We start from the raw sequence: 19,354 nt of genomic DNA on the forward strand, positions 1-19,354 counted from the left end.
ATGAAGCTCATCTGTCCCGTCTGCGGGAAAACCTACGATAAACCGGTTCAGAGGTGCGAATGCGGTGAACCGGTTGAGTTTGAAAGGTTCAAGGGCGAACCGTACATAGGAAGGAGCGTCTGGGAGCGGTTCTGGGACTTCTGGCCGGTGGAACCGGCACTGGAGTTCTCCCTCGGCGAGGGTGACACACCCCTTGTGAAGTCGAGGCTTGGCGAAGAGCTTGGAGTGAAGCTCTACCTCAAAAACGAGACGGTAAACCCGACCTGGAGCTTCAAGGACAGGGGGACGTTCCTGGCAATGAGCCACGCCCTAAAGGCCGGCTACAAAACCGTTGGAACGGTCTCAACCGGCAACATGGCGGCGAGCGTCTCCGCTTATGCCACCCGCGCCGGATTGAAGGCCAAAATCCTCGTCTCAGAGAGCGCAAGCGACGAGAAGCTCAAGGCCGTCTCCGTCTATGGTGGAGAGGTCATCAGGGTTCTCGGCGACTACGGGAGGCTCTACTTCGAGAGCCTGGCCATAGGAGAGAAGCTCGGCATTTACTTCATCAACTCCGACAACCCCTTCAGGGTCGAGGGCTATAAGGGAATAGCCTTCGAGATAGCGGAAGAGATAAGCCCCGACTACGTTCTAATCCCGACCAGCTCGGGCGGACTATTCCGGGGAGTCGTCAAGGGCTTTATCGAGCTCCACGAGAGCAGACTCATCGATAGGGTTCCAGCACTCATAGCGGTTCAGGCCGAGGGCTGTTCGCCAATATGCAGAGCCTTCAGCGAGGGAAAAGCCAGAATCGAGCGCTTTGAGAGCCCTAAAACGATAGCAAAGGCCATAGCCAACCCATACCCGCCGAGCGGGAACGCCGTGCTCAAATTTCTCCGCGAGTTCGACTGGAAATGCGTTTCAGTGGGCGACGATGAAATCCTTGAAGCCCAGAGGAAGCTCGCCGGTGAAGGCCTCTTCGTTCAGCCGGCGAGCGCAACCGGTGTAGCCGCTTTGAGAAAGCTCGAACTTCCGGAAGGAGCTAAGGTAGTCTCAATTCTTACCGGTTCCGGTTTGAAAACTCTTAATGACACGCCAGCTGGGGAAATAAGGGAGTGCCGCCTTGAGGAGCTTGAAAAATGCCTGGGGTGAAAGGGCATGTTAGTCGGAGTCGGCCTCATGCCACATGGAAACCCCGTCCTGGAGCCGGAAGACGAGGAGACGAAGAGGCTCGCAGAGGTTCTCAGGGAGATAGGAGAGAAGTTCAGGGACGTTGACGCCTACATCCTCATCAGCCCCCACAACGTAAGAATGAGCGACCATCTCGGCATCGTTCTCGCCGAAAACCTCGTCTCGTGGCTCGGCTTTGAGGGGAAAGAGATACCTGGCGAGTGGAAGACTGATAGAGAGTTGGCCGAGAGAATATACCAGGCCGAGAAAGAGGCCGGAATGCCGGTCGTTGATTTGAACTTCGCCTCGCTGAGGGGGGAGTATTCGAGATGGCCGCTGAGCTGGGGTGAGCTGATTCCACTGAACTTTTTGGACAAGAAGCCCCTCGTTCTCATAACCCCAACGAGAGAGGTGAGCAGGGAAACGCTCGTGAAGTTCGGCGAAGTCCTCGGCGATGTCATCGAGAGTGCTGAGAAGAGAATCGTACTCATAGTCAGCGCCGACCACGGACATGCACACGACGAGAACGGGCCGTACGGGTTGAGAAAGGAGAGCGAAACCTACGACAGGCTCATCATGGAGCTGATTAACGAGAACCGTCTCGAGGAGCTTCTCAGGGTTCCCGAGGAGCTCGTGAGGAATGCCTTGGTTGACAGCTACTGGCAAATGCTCATAATGCTCGGAGCCATGAGGAAGGCTGAATTCGAGCTAAAGGAGAGTGCCTACGCGTGCCCGACCTACTTCGGCATGGCGGGGGCGCTGTGGGTGAGGAAGGGCTAAAGAACGTCAAAGCTGATCTCCAAAAGCTCTTTGCTCCTCCTGAAGCGGACTTTCCTGATCTTTATCTCCCCTATTTCTCCCGTCGTTGATGTGTGCTCCTTGTTGCATGCGTTGACGTTCCATCCCTCGATGACGACGACCTTTAGGGTTCTCACCTCCTGCGGGATAGGGAAGAGGTCGTACATGTCCTTGCCGAAGCGCTTTTCAGCCTCATCTCTCGGAAGCTCGTAGACCCGAACCGGAACGTTTTCTTTTACCTTCTCGTTGGCAAGGCGCTCTATCTCTCTAACCTCTTCGGGCGTCGGCTTCCGGTCGAACTTGACCGTTAATCTTCCGTGGTTCACACTAACATAAACGCTCGCCGTCCACTTGGCATTTTCACCCAGAACCTTTACAACGGCACCCTTGACGACGTGAAGAGCGGTGTGGGTTCTAACCTCCAACGATGGCATAGGCATCGTTTTATCTTCTCGGAGGACTTATTAACGGTTGCGGACGTTAGGGAAGGCCCGGCAGGTTATTAATCTCACAGGTAAATTCAAACGGAGATTATCCAGCGGCTCTTGAATGTTTTTCAGTCCACTGATGGCCGTACCGAATAATTCCCGCCAGAAGCTTGCACCATTAAACAAAAACCGTTATAAATGCCAAAAACGATACACCAGTGCCTGATTAAAAACTTTTGAGGTGGTCACCATGGCCGAAAAGAAGAGAAAGAGGGTTCTCATTTTGGGCGCCGCAGGTAGGGACTTCCACAACTTCAACGTGTTCTTCCGCGACAACCCCGACTACGAGGTCGTTGCCTTCACCGCCACTCAGATTCCTGACATCGAGGGAAGGGTCTACCCGCCTGAGCTCGCCGGAGAGCTCTACCCGAACGGAATTCCGATATGGAGCGAGGATGACATGGAGAAGATCATCAAGGAGCACGACATCGACGTCGTCGTCTTCGCCTACTCCGATGTTCCGCACGAGCACGTCATGCACCTCGCCTCTCGCGCTCACTCAGCTGGCGCTGACTTCTGGCTCCTCGGCCCGAAGAGCACCATGCTCAAGAGCACCAAGCCGGTCATAGCAGTTACCGCCGTCAGAACCGGCTGTGGAAAGAGCCAGACCAGCAGAAAGGTCGCTCAGCTCCTCCAGGAGATGGGCTACAAGGTCGTCGCGATAAGGCACCCGATGCCCTACGGCGACCTCAGAAAGCAGGTCGTCCAGCGCTTCGCCAGCTACGAGGACCTCGACAAGCACGAGTGCACCATCGAGGAGAGGGAAGAGTACGAGCCCTACATCGACAGGGGCATGGTCGTTTACGCTGGAGTGGACTACGAGAAGATCCTCCGCGAGGCCGAGAAGGAGGCAGACATAATCCTCTGGGACGGCGGAAACAACGACTTCCCGTTCTACGTTCCGGACCTCTGGATAGTCGTTACGGACCCGCACAGGCCCGGCCACGAACTCAAGTACCACCCCGGTGAGACCAACTTCCGCGCGGCTGACGTCATAATCATCAACAAGATTGACACCGCCAACAGGGACGACATTCAGAAGGTCCGTGAGAGCATCGAGAAGGTCAACCCGAACGCCATCGTCATCGACGGTGCCTCACCGCTCTACGTGGACAAGCCGGAGCTCATCAAGGGCAAGCGCGTTTTGGTGGTTGAGGACGGCCCGACCCTCACCCATGGCGGCATGAAGTACGGTGCCGGCTACATCGCCGCCAAGAAGTACGGCGCGGCCGAGATAGTCGACCCGAGGCCCTACGCCGTTGGCTCAATCGTCGAGACCTACAAGAAGTACAGTCACCTCGACGTCATCCTTCCCGCTATGGGCTACGGCGCCAAGCAGATCAAGGAGCTCGAGGAGACCATCAACAGGGCTGATGCAGACGTCGTCATCATGGGCACTCCAATCGACCTCAGGCGCGTCATGAAGCTCAACAAGCCGGCCGTCAGGGTCAGGTACGAGCTTGAGGAGATCGGCGAGCCGAAGCTCAAGGACGTCCTCAAGGAGTTCGTCGAGAAGCACGTCAAGAAGGAGTGATTCTTCTTTTTCATTCTCTTCTTCTCAGAACCAGCCAGACGTCGTTTCCCTCAAACCCAAAGCGCCGGTAGCGAGGACAGACCTTCCTCCGAGGACCTCCGGGGGCACAGTCCGGTTAGTGCCGTTTTAAAGTCCATGAGAGCCGTACTCCCGAGAAATTTAAACCTTAGGGTTACGGAAAGCTTTTTTATCGCGGGATGTCATATAGGCGGGTGGTTGTATGGGAGACGCAGTCTTTCTAGGGACGGTATGGGCGCTTGGCATGTTCCTAATGGCGCTCCAGCTGCTCGCCCTCGTGTGGGTAATCTACGACGTCCTCACAAAGCAGAAGAGAATGTCGGACGTTGAAAAGGTGCTCTGGATAGTCCTGGCGTTCCTTTTCACGATACTGGGGGCGCTGGTGTACTACCTGATCATCAAGAGAAGCGGCAAATACGAGGAGAAACCTGCAAAAGCCGTCTCCTCCGAGGACCCCATCAGAGTGTACTGACCGGAAGCCTTTTAGGCATGATGACCAACGCACTCTGCCCGGGGAGTGCCGCCGAAGGCGGAGCCGATGAACTTGGGCGGGTTATTACCCCCTTTGTGGTTTTTCTGAGGAATCAAGGTTGAGTCATGCTCTAAGCCAGATGTTATATTCCCTGGGGGAAGGAATACAGAATCTATTCATCGCTGCCTTAAATGCTCCAAATGAGAGCATATGAGAGAAGAGTCATGAGAATCAACGGCTAGAGGGTTAAAATCAAAAGACTAAGCCCTCATAACCCAGTACCTTTCCCTTCTCAGCCCCTTCTTTTTCATCTCTTCGAACTTTTTCTTGGCCATGCCATAGAACCCGTTGTCGTGCAGGACTATTCCATCCTTCATAGCATCGAGGGCAGATGGCGAAAGGTTTTCGAGCGCCTTCAAGAACTCCCAAAGAGTGTAAGCGATTATATCCACATCCAAAAATTCCTCGTTCAGCTCGTAGAGAGGGCGCGTCCTCTGGAGCGGGTTCCCTCCCAGTTTTTTCGAGATTACCACGAGATCGTAATCACTTGTCCTGTTGAAATCACCCCTCGCTCTCGAACCGAAGAGGATTATAGTAACGTCACCATCGAAGTAATCCACGAGTCTTTTGACGAAAGGCTCAAGTTCTCCCCCATCCACGAGCCCCCTGATGTAGTCACCACCGTCCAAATCCCTGAGTGCCGATTTTAGTGTCCTCTCCGCCTGCCTCATCCAGCGCTCATACTCACTAAGCTTCATCATGTTGAATAATACGGCAGGCAATATTTAACGCCTTCGCCTTATTATACCCTCCGGGAGGGGGAATGAGTTCCAAAGAGGAATGCGACAAATATCTTGATCCAAACTCTTCAATGGGTGACTCCTTTATGGGCTATATTTTCGGGTTATTGCTTTTTGCCGGCGCTCCCTTTCTCTTCATACTTTCGATGCTCTCCAACGATGCAGGGAGCGACATAATATGGCGACTCATACTTGCAGTATTCAGTGCTTTAGCCATTGTAATGCCAAACATAACAGCAACAGCTTATACACCATTGGCCCTCGATGAACCAAACATCGCCCTGCAAAGATGTGAGAAAGAATGGGAAGGGCGATAGGTAGGTTTTGAAAAAGATAAATCCAAAATCGAGAAACTTGAGACTGTCTATTCAGTTGCCGTTAAAAACACCTTTAATGGGTTTAAACAGGCGCTATTCGCCTGGATCGCATCTGGCGTGGGGCTAACTATCATTGAATACGGCCTGTTAAGCGGAAATATCTATCCATCCTGGATAACATCGCTATCAATAATCCTGTTCCCAATATTCGGGTTTATCAACTTTGTTCTAATGATTTGGGCATATCTCCGCTACAGGAGATACAGCAAACAGCTCTTCGCAATCCAGCTTAAGAAAAACGACAAGGCTGAGATTTCCATCAAGATTTAACTCCCACTTTTTAAACCCTGGGAACCCACACTTCTCAACATTTATAAAGATGTGAGAACTAATAGTTCTCAGGTGTTGGTATGAGGCTCGGGGATTTGACTTATATGAACCCCTGGTGGGAGGGAAAGGAGGACTACCACGCGAGGCGCTGGAGAGAGCAGAGAATCCGCTGGTGGCCAAAATGGACTGGTAAGCTCTCACTTAAGCCATTCTCGCTCAACTTCGTCCTCGGCCCGAGGCAGGTAGGAAAGACAACGGGGATAAAGCTCCTCATCCAAGAGCTCCTGAGAGAAAATCCGCCCGAATCAATTCTGTACATCAACGTCGAAATCCTCCCAGACTATAGAGAGCTTTCAGCCCTGCTGAGAGAATTTCATGAGCTGAAGGAAAGGGAAAGAATCAGAACAGGATACATTTTCCTGGATGAAGCATCGTCACTTGAGGGCTGGTGGAGGGGAGTTAAGCCCCTCATTGACGCAGGTATCTTAGAGAACGACGTTATCACGGTTACAGGGTCAAGCTCTCTGAGGGTAAAAAGAGACATAGAATTGTTCCCGGGAAGGAGGGGGAAGGGAAAGACCATTGATGTCATGCCGCTCTCTTTCAAGGAATACGTCGAAGTGATGGGCCTGAAAAGGCCAGGACTTCAGGGAGAAAAGACGCTGAAACTCTTTGAGAAGTACCTAAAAACAGGAGGCTTTCCGGGAGCAATAAACGGCCTTCCGATGGATGACCTTCTTGGGGCTTACATAGGGGAATTCGTCCGCTTCGGAAAGAGTCTGGAGATAGTGAAAGAGACTTTTTCAGCAATAATAAGGAGCGCGCCCTCAGCGACGAGCTTCAGAGCGTTGGCTGGAATGACCTCTGGCTACTCCTACAAGGTGGTTCAGGACTACATAGAGTTCTTCGTCGAGCTGTACATTCTCGGAATAGCGTACCTCAGGCAGGGAGAGCAGGTGCTCTACAAGCGGGAGAAGAAGTTTTTCTTCCGCGACCCGCTTTTGGCAAGGCTTTTCTCCACCTGGAGCGGAGCAGAGCTTAGGGAGGAGGCGCTGTACGAATGGGTCGTCCAGGAGCATCTATACCGGAGGTTCGGGAAAGTTTACTATTACAGGAACTCATACGAGGTGGACGCGATAGCCGGAAACCTGAAGGTTGAGGTGAAGGCCGGGAAAGCCCATAGGAGATACCCAAAAAACGTCATCGTGCTCGAAAAGGAGGACGTACCCTTTTTCCTCCTCGACATTATTCTCCCATGAGCTGCACTATAACGCGCCTGTGCCTCGGCCTCACGTCAAGCTCGACGAAGAAAATCTGCTGCCAGGTTCCGCGCACGAGCCTGCCGTTCACAACGGGAAAGCACTCGCTCGCGCCGAGGAGTGTGGCACGAAGGTGGCTGTGGGCGTTGTCGTCGATCCTGTCGTGGAGGTAGCCTTTGCCCTTTGGGATAAGCTCCTTCAAAGCCCGCTTGAAGTCCTCAAGAAGGCCGGACTCGTGCTCTATCGTGACTATTGCTCCAGTGGCTCCGGGAACGAATACCAGAACCTGGCCGTTCTCGATTCCGGATTCCTCGACGATTCTCTCCACCTCACGGGTTATATCCACAAGGTCAATCTCCCCCTTCGTTTGAAACCTCAGTTCCCTCGTGAGAACCTTCATACCACCACCCCGCAATGAGTCCAAGGGTGAAGCCTATTAGGTTTGCGCCCATGTCTGCGAAGGAGAACGTTCTCCCTGGGACGAAGAGCTGAAGAAACTCCAGGAGAACCGGCAACGGAAGCATGTAGGTCCACAAACGCCATCCGAGAAAGCCCAGGATCGCGAATTCAAATAGATGAGCCAGCTTATCCCCGTTGGCTACGGGCGACGATGGAACCCTCGGCGTCAGGTTCAGGAACAGAAGAAGGAGCAGGTAGAGGAAGAGAAGTCTCCGCCTCAAAGGTTCCCCACCAGCCTTTTGAGCTTCTCAACGACGTCGAAGGGCGTCTCGCCGAATATATAGACCAGCGGTTCGACCCCAAGCCCACCCACGTCAACGACTGCGTCGTAGGCGTCCTGCCTGAAGACGTCGGCTATAGCCCTCACGGCCTCCTCCTCGCTCAGTCCACCGGTTTTAACCTTCCCAATCGTGAACCCGGCCGCAGTCAGGGCGGATTCTATGTCCGGTCCGTACCTGATGTTGAGAACGCTCCGTATCCCAGGCCTGACCTCGGCCAGCTTAACGAGTATGCTCGCAGTAAAGCCGCTAGCCCCGAACTCCGGCGGCAGAGCAAAGGCCTTTCCCTTGGCGGCGGTTATCCTTCCTGGAATCGCCGCAACGTCTTCGATGCCCCGCGGGGACGGAAGGGAGTAGGCGAAATTGCTCCTGACCTCCGGGATGAGTGAGGGGAACTTTTCATCCCTGAGGAGTTCGTTGAGGGCCATGTTCAGAACCTCAAGTATCTCGCTCCTCAGCGGCTGGACCTCAAAGAGCGACCTGCAGGAGTCCTCGCTCACCCCTGCGTATTCAGCGTAGAACCTGCACAGAAAACCGGTTTGAAACAGATCAAAAATGTGCTTCGCCACGAGAAGGACGGCATCTCCCCTGCTCCCCCCGAAGAGAATGAAGGAAGACACGTCGTTGGCCATGTCTTCGAGCCTCTCGGCCACCTCCGAGGGGGGCACCTTATACTTCCCGGCCAGATATTTGCTGACCATCGCCTGGGTTATGCCGAGGTACTCGGCTATCTGGGACTGCTTCATGCCCTCGCGGTAAAGCCTCTCGGCTATCTTGGCCCTCAGAAAAGGCATTAGCTCCTCGGCTACGTACACGCTGGGCGTCCTCATGCTACCACCCTAAAACCAGGTTATGGAAATTTTGAACCCGTCTTTAAAGGGTTACCGTCGACAAGTTTATGTTAAAAAACGTTTAAAAACCCTTCGAAATTTACACTAGAAGGGCTTCTATGGATTGGAAAGGACGCGACGTGATAAGCGTTAGGGACTTCTCGAAAAGCGATATAGAGTTCGTTTTAAAGGTTGCAGAAAGACTCGAAACGGAACTCAACGAGAAGGGCTCACTCGACTACGCGAAGGGAAAGATACTCGCGACTCTCTTCTTCGAGCCGTCAACGAGAACAAGGCTAAGCTTTGAGAGCGCCATGCACCGCCTCGGCGGCTCGGTTATAGGCTTCTCCTCCGCCGCAAGCACGAGCGTCAAGAAGGGCGAGAGCCTGGCAGACACTATAAAGACGGTCGAGCAGTACAGCGACGTTATAGTGATACGCCATCCAATGGAAGGAGCGGCGAGGCTGGCCGCGGAGGTGGCGGAGATACCGGTCATCAACGCCGGCGACGGCAGCAACCAGCACCCAACTCAAACTCTGCTCGACCTCTACACGATAAAGCGAGCCTTCGGGAGGATAGATGGCCTGACCATAGGCCTGCTCGGCGACCTCAAGTACGGGAGAACCGTCCACAGCCTGGCTGAAGCTTTAGCATTCTACGACGTCGAGCTCTACCTGATTTCGCCGGAGCTTTTGAGGATGCCCAAGCACATCATAGAGGAGCTCCGGGAGAAGGGAGTTAGAATTCACGAGACGACCGACCTGGAGGGGACAATCCCTAAGCTCGATGTTCTCTACGTCACCAGAATCCAGCGCGAGCGCTTCCCGGACGAGCAGGAGTACCTCAAGGTCAAGGGCAGCTACCAGGTTAACTGTGCTGTTCTGAAGAAGGCGAAGGAGACACTCAGGATAATGCACCCGCTCCCGAGGGTCGACGAGATACACCCCGAGGTCGATAGAACGGAGCACGCACTCTACTTCAGGCAGGTCTTCTCCGGGGTTCCAGTAAGAATGGCCCTCTTGGGGCTCACACTTGGCGTTCTGGAGGGGGTTTGAATGGCCGAGCTCAAGGTTACCGCGATTAGAGAGGGAACCGTCATAGACCACATCCCTGCCGGGAAGGGGCTGAAGGTCATCGAGATACTCCGCCTCAACAGGCCGAACGGCGGCGTTCTGCTTCTCGCCTCGAACGTCCACAGCGGGAAGCTCGGAAGGAAGGACATCGTCAAGATAGAAGGGAAATTCCTGAGCGAGGAGGAGGTCAACAAGATAGCCCTCATCGCCCCGACGGCCACTGTGAACATAGTGCGGGACTACAGGGTGGCCGAGAAGTTCAAGGTCGAGACTCCCGATGAGATAACCGGAATCCTCCGCTGTGCCAATCCAAACTGCGTCAGCAACCACGAGTACACCGTTTCAAAGTTCTACGTCGTCTCAAGGGAGCCCCTAAAGGTGCGCTGCCACTACTGCGAGAGGACGATGGAAGAGGAAGAGATACTCGGGAATCTCTAACCATTTTTTAAAATCTTTCGAAAAGCTTTTTAACTTTTTCAGATAGTGTTAACCATGAGTTCCAGGAGAAAAACAGCAACAGTAATTTTGGTAACGCTCCTTATCGTAGCCTCCGGTTGCTTGGGAACGGGCGAAGAAGAAAAAGACCCAACCCATTCCAACCCGGTGACTGGTACAGCCACGCCCATTCACACACCTCCGATTAAACCCCAGCCCGCCGGACCTGGGGACTATGAACTCCTCATGGAGGAATATCCCTCCCTACGGGAGGTCATAGGGAAAGCGTTCAATGCCTCCCTGGAATTCCCGGACATCCATTATCCCATCGAGGTGTTCTCCTCAATCGCACGGAAACGACGTCTTACTCGGGCCGAGCTGGAGATACTGAACCTCACCCTCCGCGCCGACCTCTGCTACTTCTCGAAGAGCGAGCCGCCGGATACCGATTACCACGTCGTCTCATTCTCCAGGGAGCGACCCCTCGAAAGCATTCCCTACGTGGAATGTCAGAACTTCACGAGCACGCTGCCCTTCGTGTACTACAGGGGGCGCGGTTTTCAGTATTACCCTGTGACGGCCTCCAACTGGGCGTACCACTACCTGAAGACGGGCCAAGATAGAAAGGCTGAGGCACTTCTAAGGGAAATGCTCCCCCTTATGGAGGTGGTTAATCAAAGCACCGGCGAAGCGGGCATCTTCAACGTTTATTTCGAGCCACCAGGCACAAGGGGAATCCATCTGCCATGGGCCTCATCGTTTTCACAGGGAATGCTCGCCGGCCTTTACGCATGGCTATACAACGAGACCGGCAACGAGACGTACCTGCGCGCGGCCCATCGGCTCTTTAACTCGTTCTACCTGTCCCCCGAGCACGGCGGTTTCGTCGAGAACACGGAATACGGGATCTGGTTTCTCGAGTATCCATACCGCCCGGACTTTCTCGTCCTCAACGGCCACATCATCACTATGAAGGGGCTGTGGCTCTACCATAGATTCACGGGCGATGAACGGGCACTGGAGCTCTTCAACGCGGGCGTGGAAAGCGTTAAACAGACCCTTCCAGACTGCGATAGTGGTGAGTGGAGCCTCTACTCGGTTAAAGGACCAGAGGCCAGGGAAGACTACCACCGGCTCCACATCAAGCTCCTCGTCTGGCTCTACGTCAAAACCGGCGACGAAACCTTCTTGGAATACGCGGAGAAGTGGAACGACTACCTAGAAGAAAGAGGTCTCAAAAAAGAAAACCTGGAAGCACTACTCCAGCAGGTGCGGAACGCGCCTTAACACTGGTATTGTGGCCGCCAGTCCAACAAAGACGTCGATGGCGCTCTGAATGGCGTTCGGAAGGCCTATTGCAACCCAGAAAGGAACACCAGTCCAGCTCTCGACGGCCTGAATCACCTGCTCCCTTGGAAGGCCGAGCCATATCTCAAGGGCAACGTAGTAGTTTAGGGCCAGCATGAGGGGTATCCTTATCGCTATTCCGGCGAGGTAAGCAACTACCGCAAACAGGAGGAACCTCTGCCTCGCCCCATTGCCAAGGTCAAAGCGCGTGAGTTTCCGGGCCGCTTCAAAGCCCACGATGACCGAGAGGGTGGCGAGGGACTTCATCATGGCCCCGAGCCAGCTTGCCGATGATACTACGCTGAGACCGGCGAACAGGAGTATAACCGCGGTTAATCCCCCGGTGAATCCGGTGAGCAGGTAGACCATTACAATCGGAACCGCAACAAGGTCTATCTTCATACCCCAAACGGTGGGCATCTCAATAGGCATGACATCAAAGAGCAGTGAAAGGCCGAGCATCATACCGATTAGAGCTATCTCCCTCGAACTCATCCTCACCTACATCACCGGAGGGAGTTTGTTCCATATTTTATAAATTTTTGTTCGTATTTTGGAACAAATTCCCAGCCGAGAACCTTAAAAGTCCGCTCCTTGAGGTAGAAGGGAAGAACCATGTTCACGGTCGGAGAGATATCGGAGCTTGTCAGGGAAATAAGGCGCGGGAACGGCTTTCCTGAGAGCCCGTTCAGGATAGACGAAGTTCGCTACGACCCAGAAGGCGACAAGCTCTTCATAATCGCCCACGACAGGACGGACAAGAGCGTCGTCATAGGCAACAGCTTCGTCATCGGGAAGCTCCGCGAGAGGCTTGGAGTCAGACAGGTTACGGTTTATTCTAACCTCGACCTCGAGATAAAGCGGAGGAAGCTTGAGGAAGCCGAGAGACTGGTTAGGGGGACGGAGCTTGAGTTCCTCCTCCCGATAATCGAGGCGGAGAAGAGGTTTCCACCGAGGAAGTGGCCGGAAGTTAGAGGAGACATCAAAACGCTCGTCTTCCTGAGCTTCAACGCGAAAGCCCTGCTCGGCTTTGCCGAGAGGCTGAAGCTTCCCCACGAGGCCGTTGGAATCAGGTACGCCTTTCCAAGGCTGAAGTACGAGCCGATAGATGCCAGACCGGAGGAGATTTTCTTCCCGGACGAGAGGAAACTGGTCTCCCTCGCGGAGGAAAGGGGAGCAAAGCTGGTTCTGGCGGATTTTTCCTTCGGCCTTAAGTCCGAAGGGAGGGTTTATCTCCTCAACCCCTTCAGGTTACTTCACATAGGCTTCTTCGAGCTGAAGTACCTCCTCGGCTTCGATATGCCGGCAGTTTACGACAAAACGGCGTTGATCAGGTTCGTAACTTCCCTTACCTACGAGGGGCTTATGGAATCGACCGATGGAGCCAATCTGATCTGGAGGATGTGGAGAAGATGATAGTCGGTGTCGTTGGAAAGATTGCCGCCGGAAAGACCACCGTTGCCAAGTTCTTCGGGGAGAGGGGATTCTGCAGGGTTTCCTGCAGTGACCCGCTGATTGATTTACTCACCCACAACGTTTCCGAGTATTCCTGGATTCCGGAGCTGCCGGAGAAGGCCGAGCCAACCCGCGAGAGGCTCATAGAGTTCGGGAAGCACCTCAAGGAGAGACACGGCGAGGACATACTCATAAGGCTCGCCGTGGACAAGATGAGGCACTGCGAAAAGGTAGTCATAGACGGCGTCCGCTCGCGGGAGGAGATAGAGGCCATCAAACGGCTCGGGGGAAAGGTCATCTACGTCGAGGCGAGGCCAGAAATAAGGTTCGAGCGCCTGATGAGGAGGAAGGCCAGGAAGGACAAGACAATCAAGAGCTTCGCCGACTTCAAGGCAATGGACGACGCCGAGGAGCGCTTATATAAAACGAGCGAGCTGAAGGGTTTAGCTGACTACGTGATGGTCAACGAGGGGACCTTAGATGAGCTGAGGGAGAAGGCCGAGAGGATAATTGAGGAAATCACAGGGAAGGTTTAAAGGGAGTTGGAATAATTCATGCACGGTGGGAGGATGGGTGAGATAGTTGTGAAGGTACCGGACGAGATTGAAAAGTACCTCACGCCCGCGCTCAGAAGAAGAATAGAGCTGGAGGCCATCAGGGAAATCGAAAAGAGGCTCAGGAAAGCCAGCAGGTTCATCAAGCTGGCGGAGAAAAGCGAACTCAGCCAGGAAGAAGCGGAAAAGCTCGCCGAGGAACTCAAACAGGATCTCGCAAAGAGGTACGGGGTAGATTAGATGGAGGTTGTTCTAGATTTCAACCTCGTCTTCTCAGCCCTGCACAGCAGGGGCAAAGTTCATCTGATTTTCGCCTGGAACTACGTTGTTAGGAAGGTTGATTTTCTCGTTCCAGAGTTCTTCTGGGAGGAGATTGAGGAAAATTGGAAGAAGATTCTCCGCCTCACAAAACTCACCGAAGATGAGCTCTTTGAGATGCTTGAGATTATCAAAATCCAAACTGTAACGGTCCCCAAGGAAGAGGTAAACCCATATCTCGATAGGGCCATGGAAATAACGCCCGACCCAAAAGACGCCCCATACGTGGCGCTGGCTTTAGCTTTCAACGTTCCCCTTGCAACGGGAGACAAAGGCCTGATAGACGGGTTAAAAGGGAGTGAAGTTCAAATACTCACACCCCACGACCTCGCAAAAATAGTGATGGGTGAGTAAGATGAAGCTCCTCATCATCGCACCCTGCCTTTTAAGCCCCTTCTATGTCTACCGCGGGCCGAAGGAGAAGGAGTACGAGACGGCGAAACTTTTGAGGGAGCTGATTGGAGAGCTCGGCGAGGACTGGCAGGTGTTGGCCTACCCGTGCCCCGAATACGAGCTGATTGGCTGGCCAAGGGCACCGGCAAGCAGAGAAGTCTACGAGAGGCTCGGCATGCGCGAGAGGGCAAAGATAATAGCGGACTTCATAGGGAGAGTTATAACTGAGGAAAGGCCGGAAAAGGTCGTCTTCCTCGGTGTTAAAGGCTCCCCGACCTGCGGCGTCTTCCACACGAGCTCAAGCGACCCGGAAGGCTATCCCTACAGGGCCATGGGGGAGTTCTTCTACCTGAGCAAGGAGGAGAGGCTGAAGCGTTCGAAGGAGATAGTCGAGGGACAAAACTTCCGGCTGGTGAAACTGCCGGGGATACTCTTTGAGATACTCATGGCCAGGTTTCCGGAGGGAACCTACATCGAGTTCGACAAGGACGACATCGAGGGGAGCATCGAGAGGCTGAGGAATGTCCTATGGGGTTCGGCACGCCACAGGAACGAGGGAAACGGAGCAAGGGTAGAAGGCTCAGAAGAGAGCCTAAGCGGTCAAAAGCGTTAAATCCTCCTAAGCTAAAGAGCCGTTGGATGATGCAGCATGATGTGGTACACGCACGTGGTTTTTGGGGTTCTGTTCTACCTGACGGCGATTCTCCTTGGAGCCCCCATGAACCCTCTGGACATCGGTATAGCCGCCTTCGGGGCCCTGATGCCGGACATAGACCACCCCAAGTCGTACATATCGACAAAGCTGCCCGGCGGGAACGTCATGCCCCGGTTCGTGGAGCACAGGGGTGTTACACACACGGTGGAGGCGGCCCTTTTAATGACGGCCCTCGTTGGCGGTTTAGCATACTGGATAACCAACAGCTACTGGCCGGCGGTGGCGTTCCTCATCGGCTATGTCTCGCACCTCTTCGCGGATACGCTGACGGTTTCGGGCATCAAGTGGAGCCGCTTCTCAAGCTTTCACCCAAGGGGGAAGATAAGGACTGGAACGAGGGGAGAAGGGGTCGTCCTCATCGGAGTGACGTTCCTCACGGTTATGCTCTTCGCCTATATCGTCATTCCAGAGGAAACGAGCAAGAACCTCGGCTGGGTCGTGCTTGTGGCGTTCATAGCAACCTTTGCGATAATAGGAAAGAAGCTGAAGAGGTTGAAGTGAGAAACCAAGCCAGAAGCAAAATTCCTTTCGACTATCTTTCCCTGCTCTCCTGCTTGTTCTTCTGCTTCTTGTCCGTTTCATCACTTGGGTTTCTTTCCAGACTTCTCCGAGACCTCTTTCTGATCGGAATTGTTTTTATTTTTAGAATTATTTTCGGAAGTCATATATAATCCTTCCTCAACAATCTGAAGAACCTCTATTTCGTCCCATGGAACGGATAGAGAGTTTTCTTGCTTATTGGGCGGAACTTCATGGGAAACGATCTTTCCAAGTGTGTTTGTTACATCTTGCCCACCATGAATAACAAGCTTCGCATTCCGAATGATGAGGAGCTTGTCATCAAGAGGGTCATATAGTTGACCGAAGAATATGTTGCCTGTTTTGGTTTTCACAAGTAGATGGGGCAATTTATCCGAAAACTCTGGAAGTTTAACCTTCCATAAAAGACGTACTGCAACACTCTTAACATCACTAACAATATAAGCTAAAATGACCATTCCAATGGCTCCAATCAAGATGAGATGGTTCATAGAAGATGGCAAAGACCAAACCCAAAGAATAGTTAATACTCCAGAAAGGGCAAACGTCAAGAGTAGGCCAAATACAGAACGTTTTATCTTATCCTCATTCAACGTTGAAATCCACTGTCCCTCAGAAATCAGCGATATTCTCGAAATTCCGATCAACGTCAGCACTTCTAATAAATACGCAACTATAGAACCAATAGCTACGGCGGTAGAGTTTTGTCCAGGATTATTGCTAAAACGAGAACTTGAATTACAAACCTTGAATTTGCAAGAAGAGCGCAATGTTATGAAGAGATTTGTAGTACAATTATCCACAGAGGATTCTTCAACGGGCTGAACAAGAATCCATGAGTTTCCTTTAGTTGTGATGTCTTTAAATGCTAAAAAAGGTTCAGTAGAGTTATTTGAATATAACCTAGAAGCATTATACAGAAAACTAGTATAATCCCCACAGTGGAAAGAAGCTGAAGAGTAAAGAAGAGGTATGAAAAGAAAGAATGCTAGCACCAGTACAGGAAGTGAAACATTAAGAAAAGCCCTTCCAATTATAGTTTTTGCATCTTTCTCTGTTTTTCTCTGTCTATCTCCTAGTATTCTCCTATGAACGAGAAAAGACTCAACTGAAGCAATTATAGGGGCAATTATCGGGGACACTAAAATACCAAAAATAACAGCATCCCTTAATTTGAATCCTAACCTCCATGCCACAAGAGAAGTAATAATAAGCAATATCACTAAGAGAATTTTAAATACATCCCCTTCAAATTCTCTCTCAATTTTCATATTAACATTTGCATATTGCTCAAAAGCAGTACCATGAAACATCAATGTCGAACGTAAGGATTTTTCACGTCTATGAATACGCTCTCTCAATAGCACAAATATTCCCGGAAGGATTGAAGATAACGCCTCAAGACCATCTACTAGTAATCCAAACTCCGGATTCATTCCCAAATTACATCACCACAGAATAATAGGAATAAATTCAACTTAAAAAAGTTATCCTTCAAGCCCTTTCAATCGCCTCCTTCACCAGCCTCTCTGCCTTCTCCATCAGCTCTCTAGCTTTCTCCTCCGTATGTGCCTCCAGAGTTATGCGCATTATCGGCTCGGTTCCGCTCGGTCTAAAGAGAATCCACCAGTCGTCGTTTTCAATCCTGACGCCGTCTATGTCTATGAGCCCCTTGTAATCGAAGGCATTGAGGACTTCCTGGGCTATAATCTCCATTGCCCTCGCTTTCTTCTCGTTGGGGCAGGGTATCTTTTTGCGCAAAGTCACGTAGCGCGGGACTTCTTTAGCGAGTTCGCTAAGCGGGCCGAGCCTGTCAATCATCTCAAGAACTAAAGCACCGGCGAAGATGCCATCGGGCGTCAGGTTCCACTGGGGCATTATCCAAGTTCCAGAAGGCTCACCGCCAAAGACGCCACCGTGCTTTGCCAGCTCCTCGGCAACGGCAACGTCGCCAACGCGGGTCCTTATAACCTCACCGCCGAGGGGTTTAACGTAGTCATCTAAGGCAAAGCCGGCATCAACGGTGGTAACTATTTTACCCTTCCCGAACTTTCTGATCATGTAGCCGGCTATAAGCGAGAGCATGACCTCGTATTCCACGAAGTTCCCCTCATCATCGACGACGCCAATCCTGTCGGCGTCGCCGTCGTGGGCTATTCCAACGTCGGCATTCATTACCCTCACTGTTTTTGCCAGCATTGAAAGGCTCTTAGCGTTCGGCTCAAGCTCCCTGACGAAAAACCCGCTCGGGTGAGAGTTGAGGCTTATCACGCGGTTGCCAAGCTCTCTCTGGAGGTATGGGGAAATAATGCTTCCAGCACCGTTGCCCGTGTCGAGGACAACCGTGTAGGAGCTTTTCAGCTCAATCATCTCAAGGGCTTTTCTTATGTACTCCTCCCTCGGGTCAGCCTTTCTGATGCTTCCAATCTCGTTCCACGCAACTTTCCTGAAGTTCCCTGATTCGAGAATTTTTTCAAGCTCGTTCTCCATTTCTGGAGTATAGGCCATCCCGTTGGCCTGCCAGACCTTTATGCCGTTGTATTGGGGGGGATTGTGGCTGGCCGTTATTGTAACGCCGGCATCTGCCCCATAGAGCTTTATGGCGAAGCCCGTCAGCGGAGTTGGGGCGAGGCCGATGTCTACTACGTCAACCCCGGTCGATAGGAGACCACTTACCAATGCTTTTTTCAGCATCTCCCCGCTCGTTCTGGTATCCCTACCAACGACAACGGTGCCCCCTCCGAGGTATGTTCCTAACGCTTTTCCAACGTTGAGGGCAAGCTCTGGAGTGAGTTTCTCGTTGACGACCTCACGAATTCCACTCGTCCCGAAGTACTTTCCCATGAGCACCACCCGTGAGAGTGATGCGATGAAATCAAAAAGCAGAGATATAACCCTTTCGCCATTAGGGAGTACCCGACACCATGGGAGATAGCACTACTTCATTATCATTACTGAAACTAGGGATTTTTCTCCCGCAGTTCTTTGGCCAGCTCGACCAGTTTTCTCGCCCTCTCGAGCGAGACCTCGTTCTCGACCTTACCGTCGTGCTTTATCCACGTGCCAACTATGAAGCCGTCGGCGTATTTCCAGAGCTCCTGGAGATTGTCGTAGGAAGTGCCCGAACCCACTACAACTGGCACCGGCGAGATTTTCTTCGCGAGAGCGAGCTTTTCCACATCGACGGGTTTTCCCGTCGCCCTGCCGCTGACGACGATTGCATCGGCAAGGCCTCGCTCAACGGTGTCCCTCAGTGAGTCCTCAAAGTCCCCGAAGTGTACCGCGTGCTTGACGTGAACATCTGCGAAGACCTTTATTTTGCTCTGCAGGAGCTTCCTCAGCTTGGCAAGCTCATAGGCGATGCCCTCTATAACCCCCTGGTCGGTGTAAGCTACACCGCTCAGCACGTTCACCCTTATGAAATCCGCCTTCACGGCATAGGCTATGGAATAGGCGGCAAGGCCATCGTTCCTCAGGACGTTTATACCGAGGGGAAGGTCAACCCCGTCGCGGATTGCCTTGGCGACGGCGGTGAATGCCGCAACTGTGGTTTTGTCCACGTACTTCGGGAACGGGACGTCGCCGAAGTTCTCCACCATAATCGCGTCGAATCCGGCCTCTTCGAGGGTCTTCGCGTCCTTTAGGGCAGACTCTATCACGTCATCAAAGTTCCCGCCGTAGAGGTACGATCCTGGAAGGGGTTTCAGGTGAACCATGCCTATGAGGGGTTTCCTTTCGAATTCCATACCACCACCAACTCAAAGACGACCCGCCCGTAGTTAAGGGTTTTGG

General features: G+C 52.6%; 25 protein-coding genes. 15 read left to right on the plus strand and 10 right to left on the minus strand.

Annotated features, from left to right (window positions below; genetic code table 11):
- Both thrC and TIRI35C_RS09530 read left to right on the plus strand, forming a co-directional pair.
- Positions 1 to 1,131 (plus strand): threonine synthase, encoded by a 1,131-nt coding sequence (thrC, locus tag TIRI35C_RS09525; RefSeq protein WP_188202649.1) that lies wholly within the window; start codon positions 1 to 3, stop codon positions 1,129 to 1,131.
- Between the two features lie 6 nt (positions 1,132 to 1,137).
- Positions 1,138 to 1,929, plus strand: coding sequence for a DODA-type extradiol aromatic ring-opening family dioxygenase (locus TIRI35C_RS09530; protein ID WP_188202650.1), 792 nt, complete (start codon positions 1,138 to 1,140; stop codon positions 1,927 to 1,929).
- Here TIRI35C_RS09530 and TIRI35C_RS09535 read toward each other — a convergent pair.
- Positions 1,926 to 2,381, minus strand: coding sequence for an alanyl-tRNA editing protein (locus TIRI35C_RS09535; RefSeq protein ID WP_188202651.1), 456 nt, complete (start codon positions 2,379 to 2,381; stop codon positions 1,926 to 1,928). The genes TIRI35C_RS09530 and TIRI35C_RS09535 overlap by 4 nt on opposite strands.
- A gap of 244 nt (positions 2,382 to 2,625) precedes the next feature.
- On the opposite strand from TIRI35C_RS09535, the gene TIRI35C_RS09540 reads away from it, so the two are divergent.
- The gene (locus tag TIRI35C_RS09540) at positions 2,626 to 3,969 is read left to right on the plus strand and encodes a cyclic 2,3-diphosphoglycerate synthase (protein WP_188202652.1); all 1,344 of its coding nucleotides are present in this window, start codon (positions 2,626 to 2,628) and stop codon (positions 3,967 to 3,969) included.
- Positions 3,970 to 4,189: 220 nt separating this feature from the next.
- On the plus strand, positions 4,190 to 4,459 hold the full coding sequence (locus TIRI35C_RS09545; RefSeq protein WP_188202653.1) for a PLDc N-terminal domain-containing protein: 270 nt from the start codon (positions 4,190 to 4,192) through the stop codon (positions 4,457 to 4,459).
- Between the two features lie 260 nt (positions 4,460 to 4,719).
- On the opposite strand, the gene TIRI35C_RS09550 is transcribed toward TIRI35C_RS09545, so the two are convergent.
- The gene (locus TIRI35C_RS09550) at positions 4,720 to 5,220 is read right to left on the minus strand and encodes a nucleotidyltransferase domain-containing protein (RefSeq protein WP_246454748.1); all 501 of its coding nucleotides are present in this window, start codon (positions 5,218 to 5,220) and stop codon (positions 4,720 to 4,722) included.
- 62 nt (positions 5,221 to 5,282) lie between these two features.
- Between TIRI35C_RS09550 and TIRI35C_RS09560 the strand changes: the two genes are divergently transcribed.
- Together TIRI35C_RS09560 and TIRI35C_RS09565 are read left to right on the plus strand one after the other, a co-directional pair.
- On the plus strand, positions 5,283 to 5,576 hold the full coding sequence (locus TIRI35C_RS09560; RefSeq protein WP_188202654.1) for a hypothetical protein: 294 nt from the start codon (positions 5,283 to 5,285) through the stop codon (positions 5,574 to 5,576).
- 410 nt (positions 5,577 to 5,986) lie between these two features.
- A complete protein-coding gene (locus TIRI35C_RS09565) occupies positions 5,987 to 7,165 on the plus strand; it encodes an ATP-binding protein (protein WP_188202655.1) in 1,179 nt (392 codons plus the stop codon).
- Here the strand turns inward: TIRI35C_RS09565 and TIRI35C_RS09570 are convergent.
- The 3 genes from TIRI35C_RS09570 to TIRI35C_RS09580 are packed head-to-tail and all read right to left on the minus strand — an operon-like array spanning position 7,152 to position 8,732.
- Positions 7,152 to 7,565 (minus strand): secondary thiamine-phosphate synthase enzyme YjbQ, encoded by a 414-nt coding sequence (locus TIRI35C_RS09570; protein WP_188202656.1) that lies wholly within the window; start codon positions 7,563 to 7,565, stop codon positions 7,152 to 7,154. The genes TIRI35C_RS09565 and TIRI35C_RS09570 overlap by 14 nt on opposite strands.
- Positions 7,516 to 7,845 carry a VanZ family protein gene (locus tag TIRI35C_RS09575; protein ID WP_188202657.1) on the minus strand — a complete coding sequence of 110 codons (330 nt, stop codon included), beginning with the start codon at positions 7,843 to 7,845 and terminating at the stop codon, positions 7,516 to 7,518. The genes TIRI35C_RS09570 and TIRI35C_RS09575 overlap by 50 nt, the downstream gene beginning before the upstream one ends.
- Positions 7,842 to 8,732 (minus strand): thiamine-phosphate synthase family protein, encoded by an 891-nt coding sequence (locus tag TIRI35C_RS09580; protein WP_188202658.1) that lies wholly within the window; start codon positions 8,730 to 8,732, stop codon positions 7,842 to 7,844. The genes TIRI35C_RS09575 and TIRI35C_RS09580 overlap by 4 nt, the downstream gene beginning before the upstream one ends.
- Before the next feature lie 119 nt (positions 8,733 to 8,851).
- Here TIRI35C_RS09580 and pyrB point away from each other — a divergent pair, with 119 nt between their 5' ends.
- Positions 8,852 to 9,787, plus strand: a complete 936-nt coding sequence (gene pyrB / locus TIRI35C_RS09585; protein WP_188202659.1) for an aspartate carbamoyltransferase — start codon at positions 8,852 to 8,854, stop codon at positions 9,785 to 9,787.
- A complete protein-coding gene (gene pyrI, locus TIRI35C_RS09590) occupies positions 9,788 to 10,243 on the plus strand; it encodes an aspartate carbamoyltransferase regulatory subunit (protein WP_188202660.1) in 456 nt (151 codons plus the stop codon).
- Between the two features lie 38 nt (positions 10,244 to 10,281).
- Here the strand turns inward: pyrI and TIRI35C_RS09595 are convergent, their stop codons facing one another.
- Positions 10,282 to 10,431, minus strand: coding sequence for a hypothetical protein (locus TIRI35C_RS09595; RefSeq protein WP_188202661.1), 150 nt, complete (start codon positions 10,429 to 10,431; stop codon positions 10,282 to 10,284).
- A 55-nt stretch (positions 10,432 to 10,486) separates the two neighbouring features.
- Here TIRI35C_RS09595 and TIRI35C_RS09600 point away from each other — a divergent pair, with 55 nt between their 5' ends.
- Positions 10,487 to 11,527 carry a D-glucuronyl C5-epimerase family protein gene (locus tag TIRI35C_RS09600; RefSeq protein ID WP_188202662.1) on the plus strand — a complete coding sequence of 347 codons (1,041 nt, stop codon included), beginning with the start codon at positions 10,487 to 10,489 and terminating at the stop codon, positions 11,525 to 11,527.
- Here the strand turns inward: TIRI35C_RS09600 and TIRI35C_RS09605 are convergent.
- Positions 11,498 to 12,082 carry an ECF transporter S component gene (locus TIRI35C_RS09605; RefSeq protein WP_188203205.1) on the minus strand — a complete coding sequence of 195 codons (585 nt, stop codon included), beginning with the start codon at positions 12,080 to 12,082 and terminating at the stop codon, positions 11,498 to 11,500. The genes TIRI35C_RS09600 and TIRI35C_RS09605 overlap by 30 nt on opposite strands.
- 120 nt (positions 12,083 to 12,202) lie before the next feature.
- Here TIRI35C_RS09605 and TIRI35C_RS09610 point away from each other — a divergent pair, with 120 nt between their 5' ends.
- The 6 genes from TIRI35C_RS09610 to TIRI35C_RS09635 are packed head-to-tail and all read left to right on the plus strand — an operon-like array spanning position 12,203 to position 15,523.
- Entirely contained in the window at positions 12,203 to 13,003 is an 801-nt protein-coding gene (locus tag TIRI35C_RS09610) for a hypothetical protein (protein ID WP_188202663.1), read from the plus strand.
- Positions 13,000 to 13,578, plus strand: coding sequence for an AAA family ATPase (locus TIRI35C_RS09615; RefSeq protein WP_188203206.1), 579 nt, complete (start codon positions 13,000 to 13,002; stop codon positions 13,576 to 13,578). The genes TIRI35C_RS09610 and TIRI35C_RS09615 overlap by 4 nt, the downstream gene beginning before the upstream one ends.
- A gap of 33 nt (positions 13,579 to 13,611) precedes the next feature.
- A complete protein-coding gene (locus TIRI35C_RS09620) occupies positions 13,612 to 13,836 on the plus strand; it encodes a hypothetical protein (RefSeq protein WP_188202664.1) in 225 nt (74 codons plus the stop codon).
- Entirely contained in the window at positions 13,837 to 14,268 is a 432-nt protein-coding gene (locus tag TIRI35C_RS09625) for a PIN domain-containing protein (protein ID WP_188202665.1), read from the plus strand.
- 1 nt (position 14,269) lies between these two features.
- Complete coding sequence (locus TIRI35C_RS09630; protein ID WP_246454751.1) at positions 14,270 to 14,920, plus strand: hypothetical protein; 651 nt, start codon at positions 14,270 to 14,272, stop codon at positions 14,918 to 14,920.
- Between the two features lie 36 nt (positions 14,921 to 14,956).
- Complete coding sequence (locus TIRI35C_RS09635; protein WP_188202666.1) at positions 14,957 to 15,523, plus strand: metal-dependent hydrolase; 567 nt, start codon at positions 14,957 to 14,959, stop codon at positions 15,521 to 15,523.
- A gap of 80 nt (positions 15,524 to 15,603) precedes the next feature.
- Here the strand turns inward: TIRI35C_RS09635 and TIRI35C_RS09640 are convergent, their stop codons facing one another.
- From TIRI35C_RS09640 to TIRI35C_RS09650, 3 genes are all read right to left on the minus strand, one after another.
- Positions 15,604 to 17,004: a hypothetical protein gene (locus tag TIRI35C_RS09640; RefSeq protein ID WP_188202667.1), complete on the minus strand. Its 1,401-nt coding sequence runs from the start codon at positions 17,002 to 17,004 to the stop codon at positions 15,604 to 15,606.
- 52 nt (positions 17,005 to 17,056) lie between these two features.
- Entirely contained in the window at positions 17,057 to 18,406 is a 1,350-nt protein-coding gene (gene glmM, locus TIRI35C_RS09645; protein ID WP_188203207.1) for a phosphoglucosamine mutase, read from the minus strand.
- A 116-nt stretch (positions 18,407 to 18,522) separates the two neighbouring features.
- Positions 18,523 to 19,308 carry a BtpA/SgcQ family protein gene (locus TIRI35C_RS09650; RefSeq protein ID WP_188202668.1) on the minus strand — a complete coding sequence of 262 codons (786 nt, stop codon included), beginning with the start codon at positions 19,306 to 19,308 and terminating at the stop codon, positions 18,523 to 18,525.
- Between the last annotated feature and the right edge of the window lie 46 nt (positions 19,309 to 19,354).

The sequence above is a fragment of the Thermococcus camini genome (assembly GCF_904067545.1).
Taxonomy (GTDB): Archaea; Methanobacteriota_B; Thermococci; order Thermococcales; family Thermococcaceae; genus Thermococcus; species Thermococcus camini.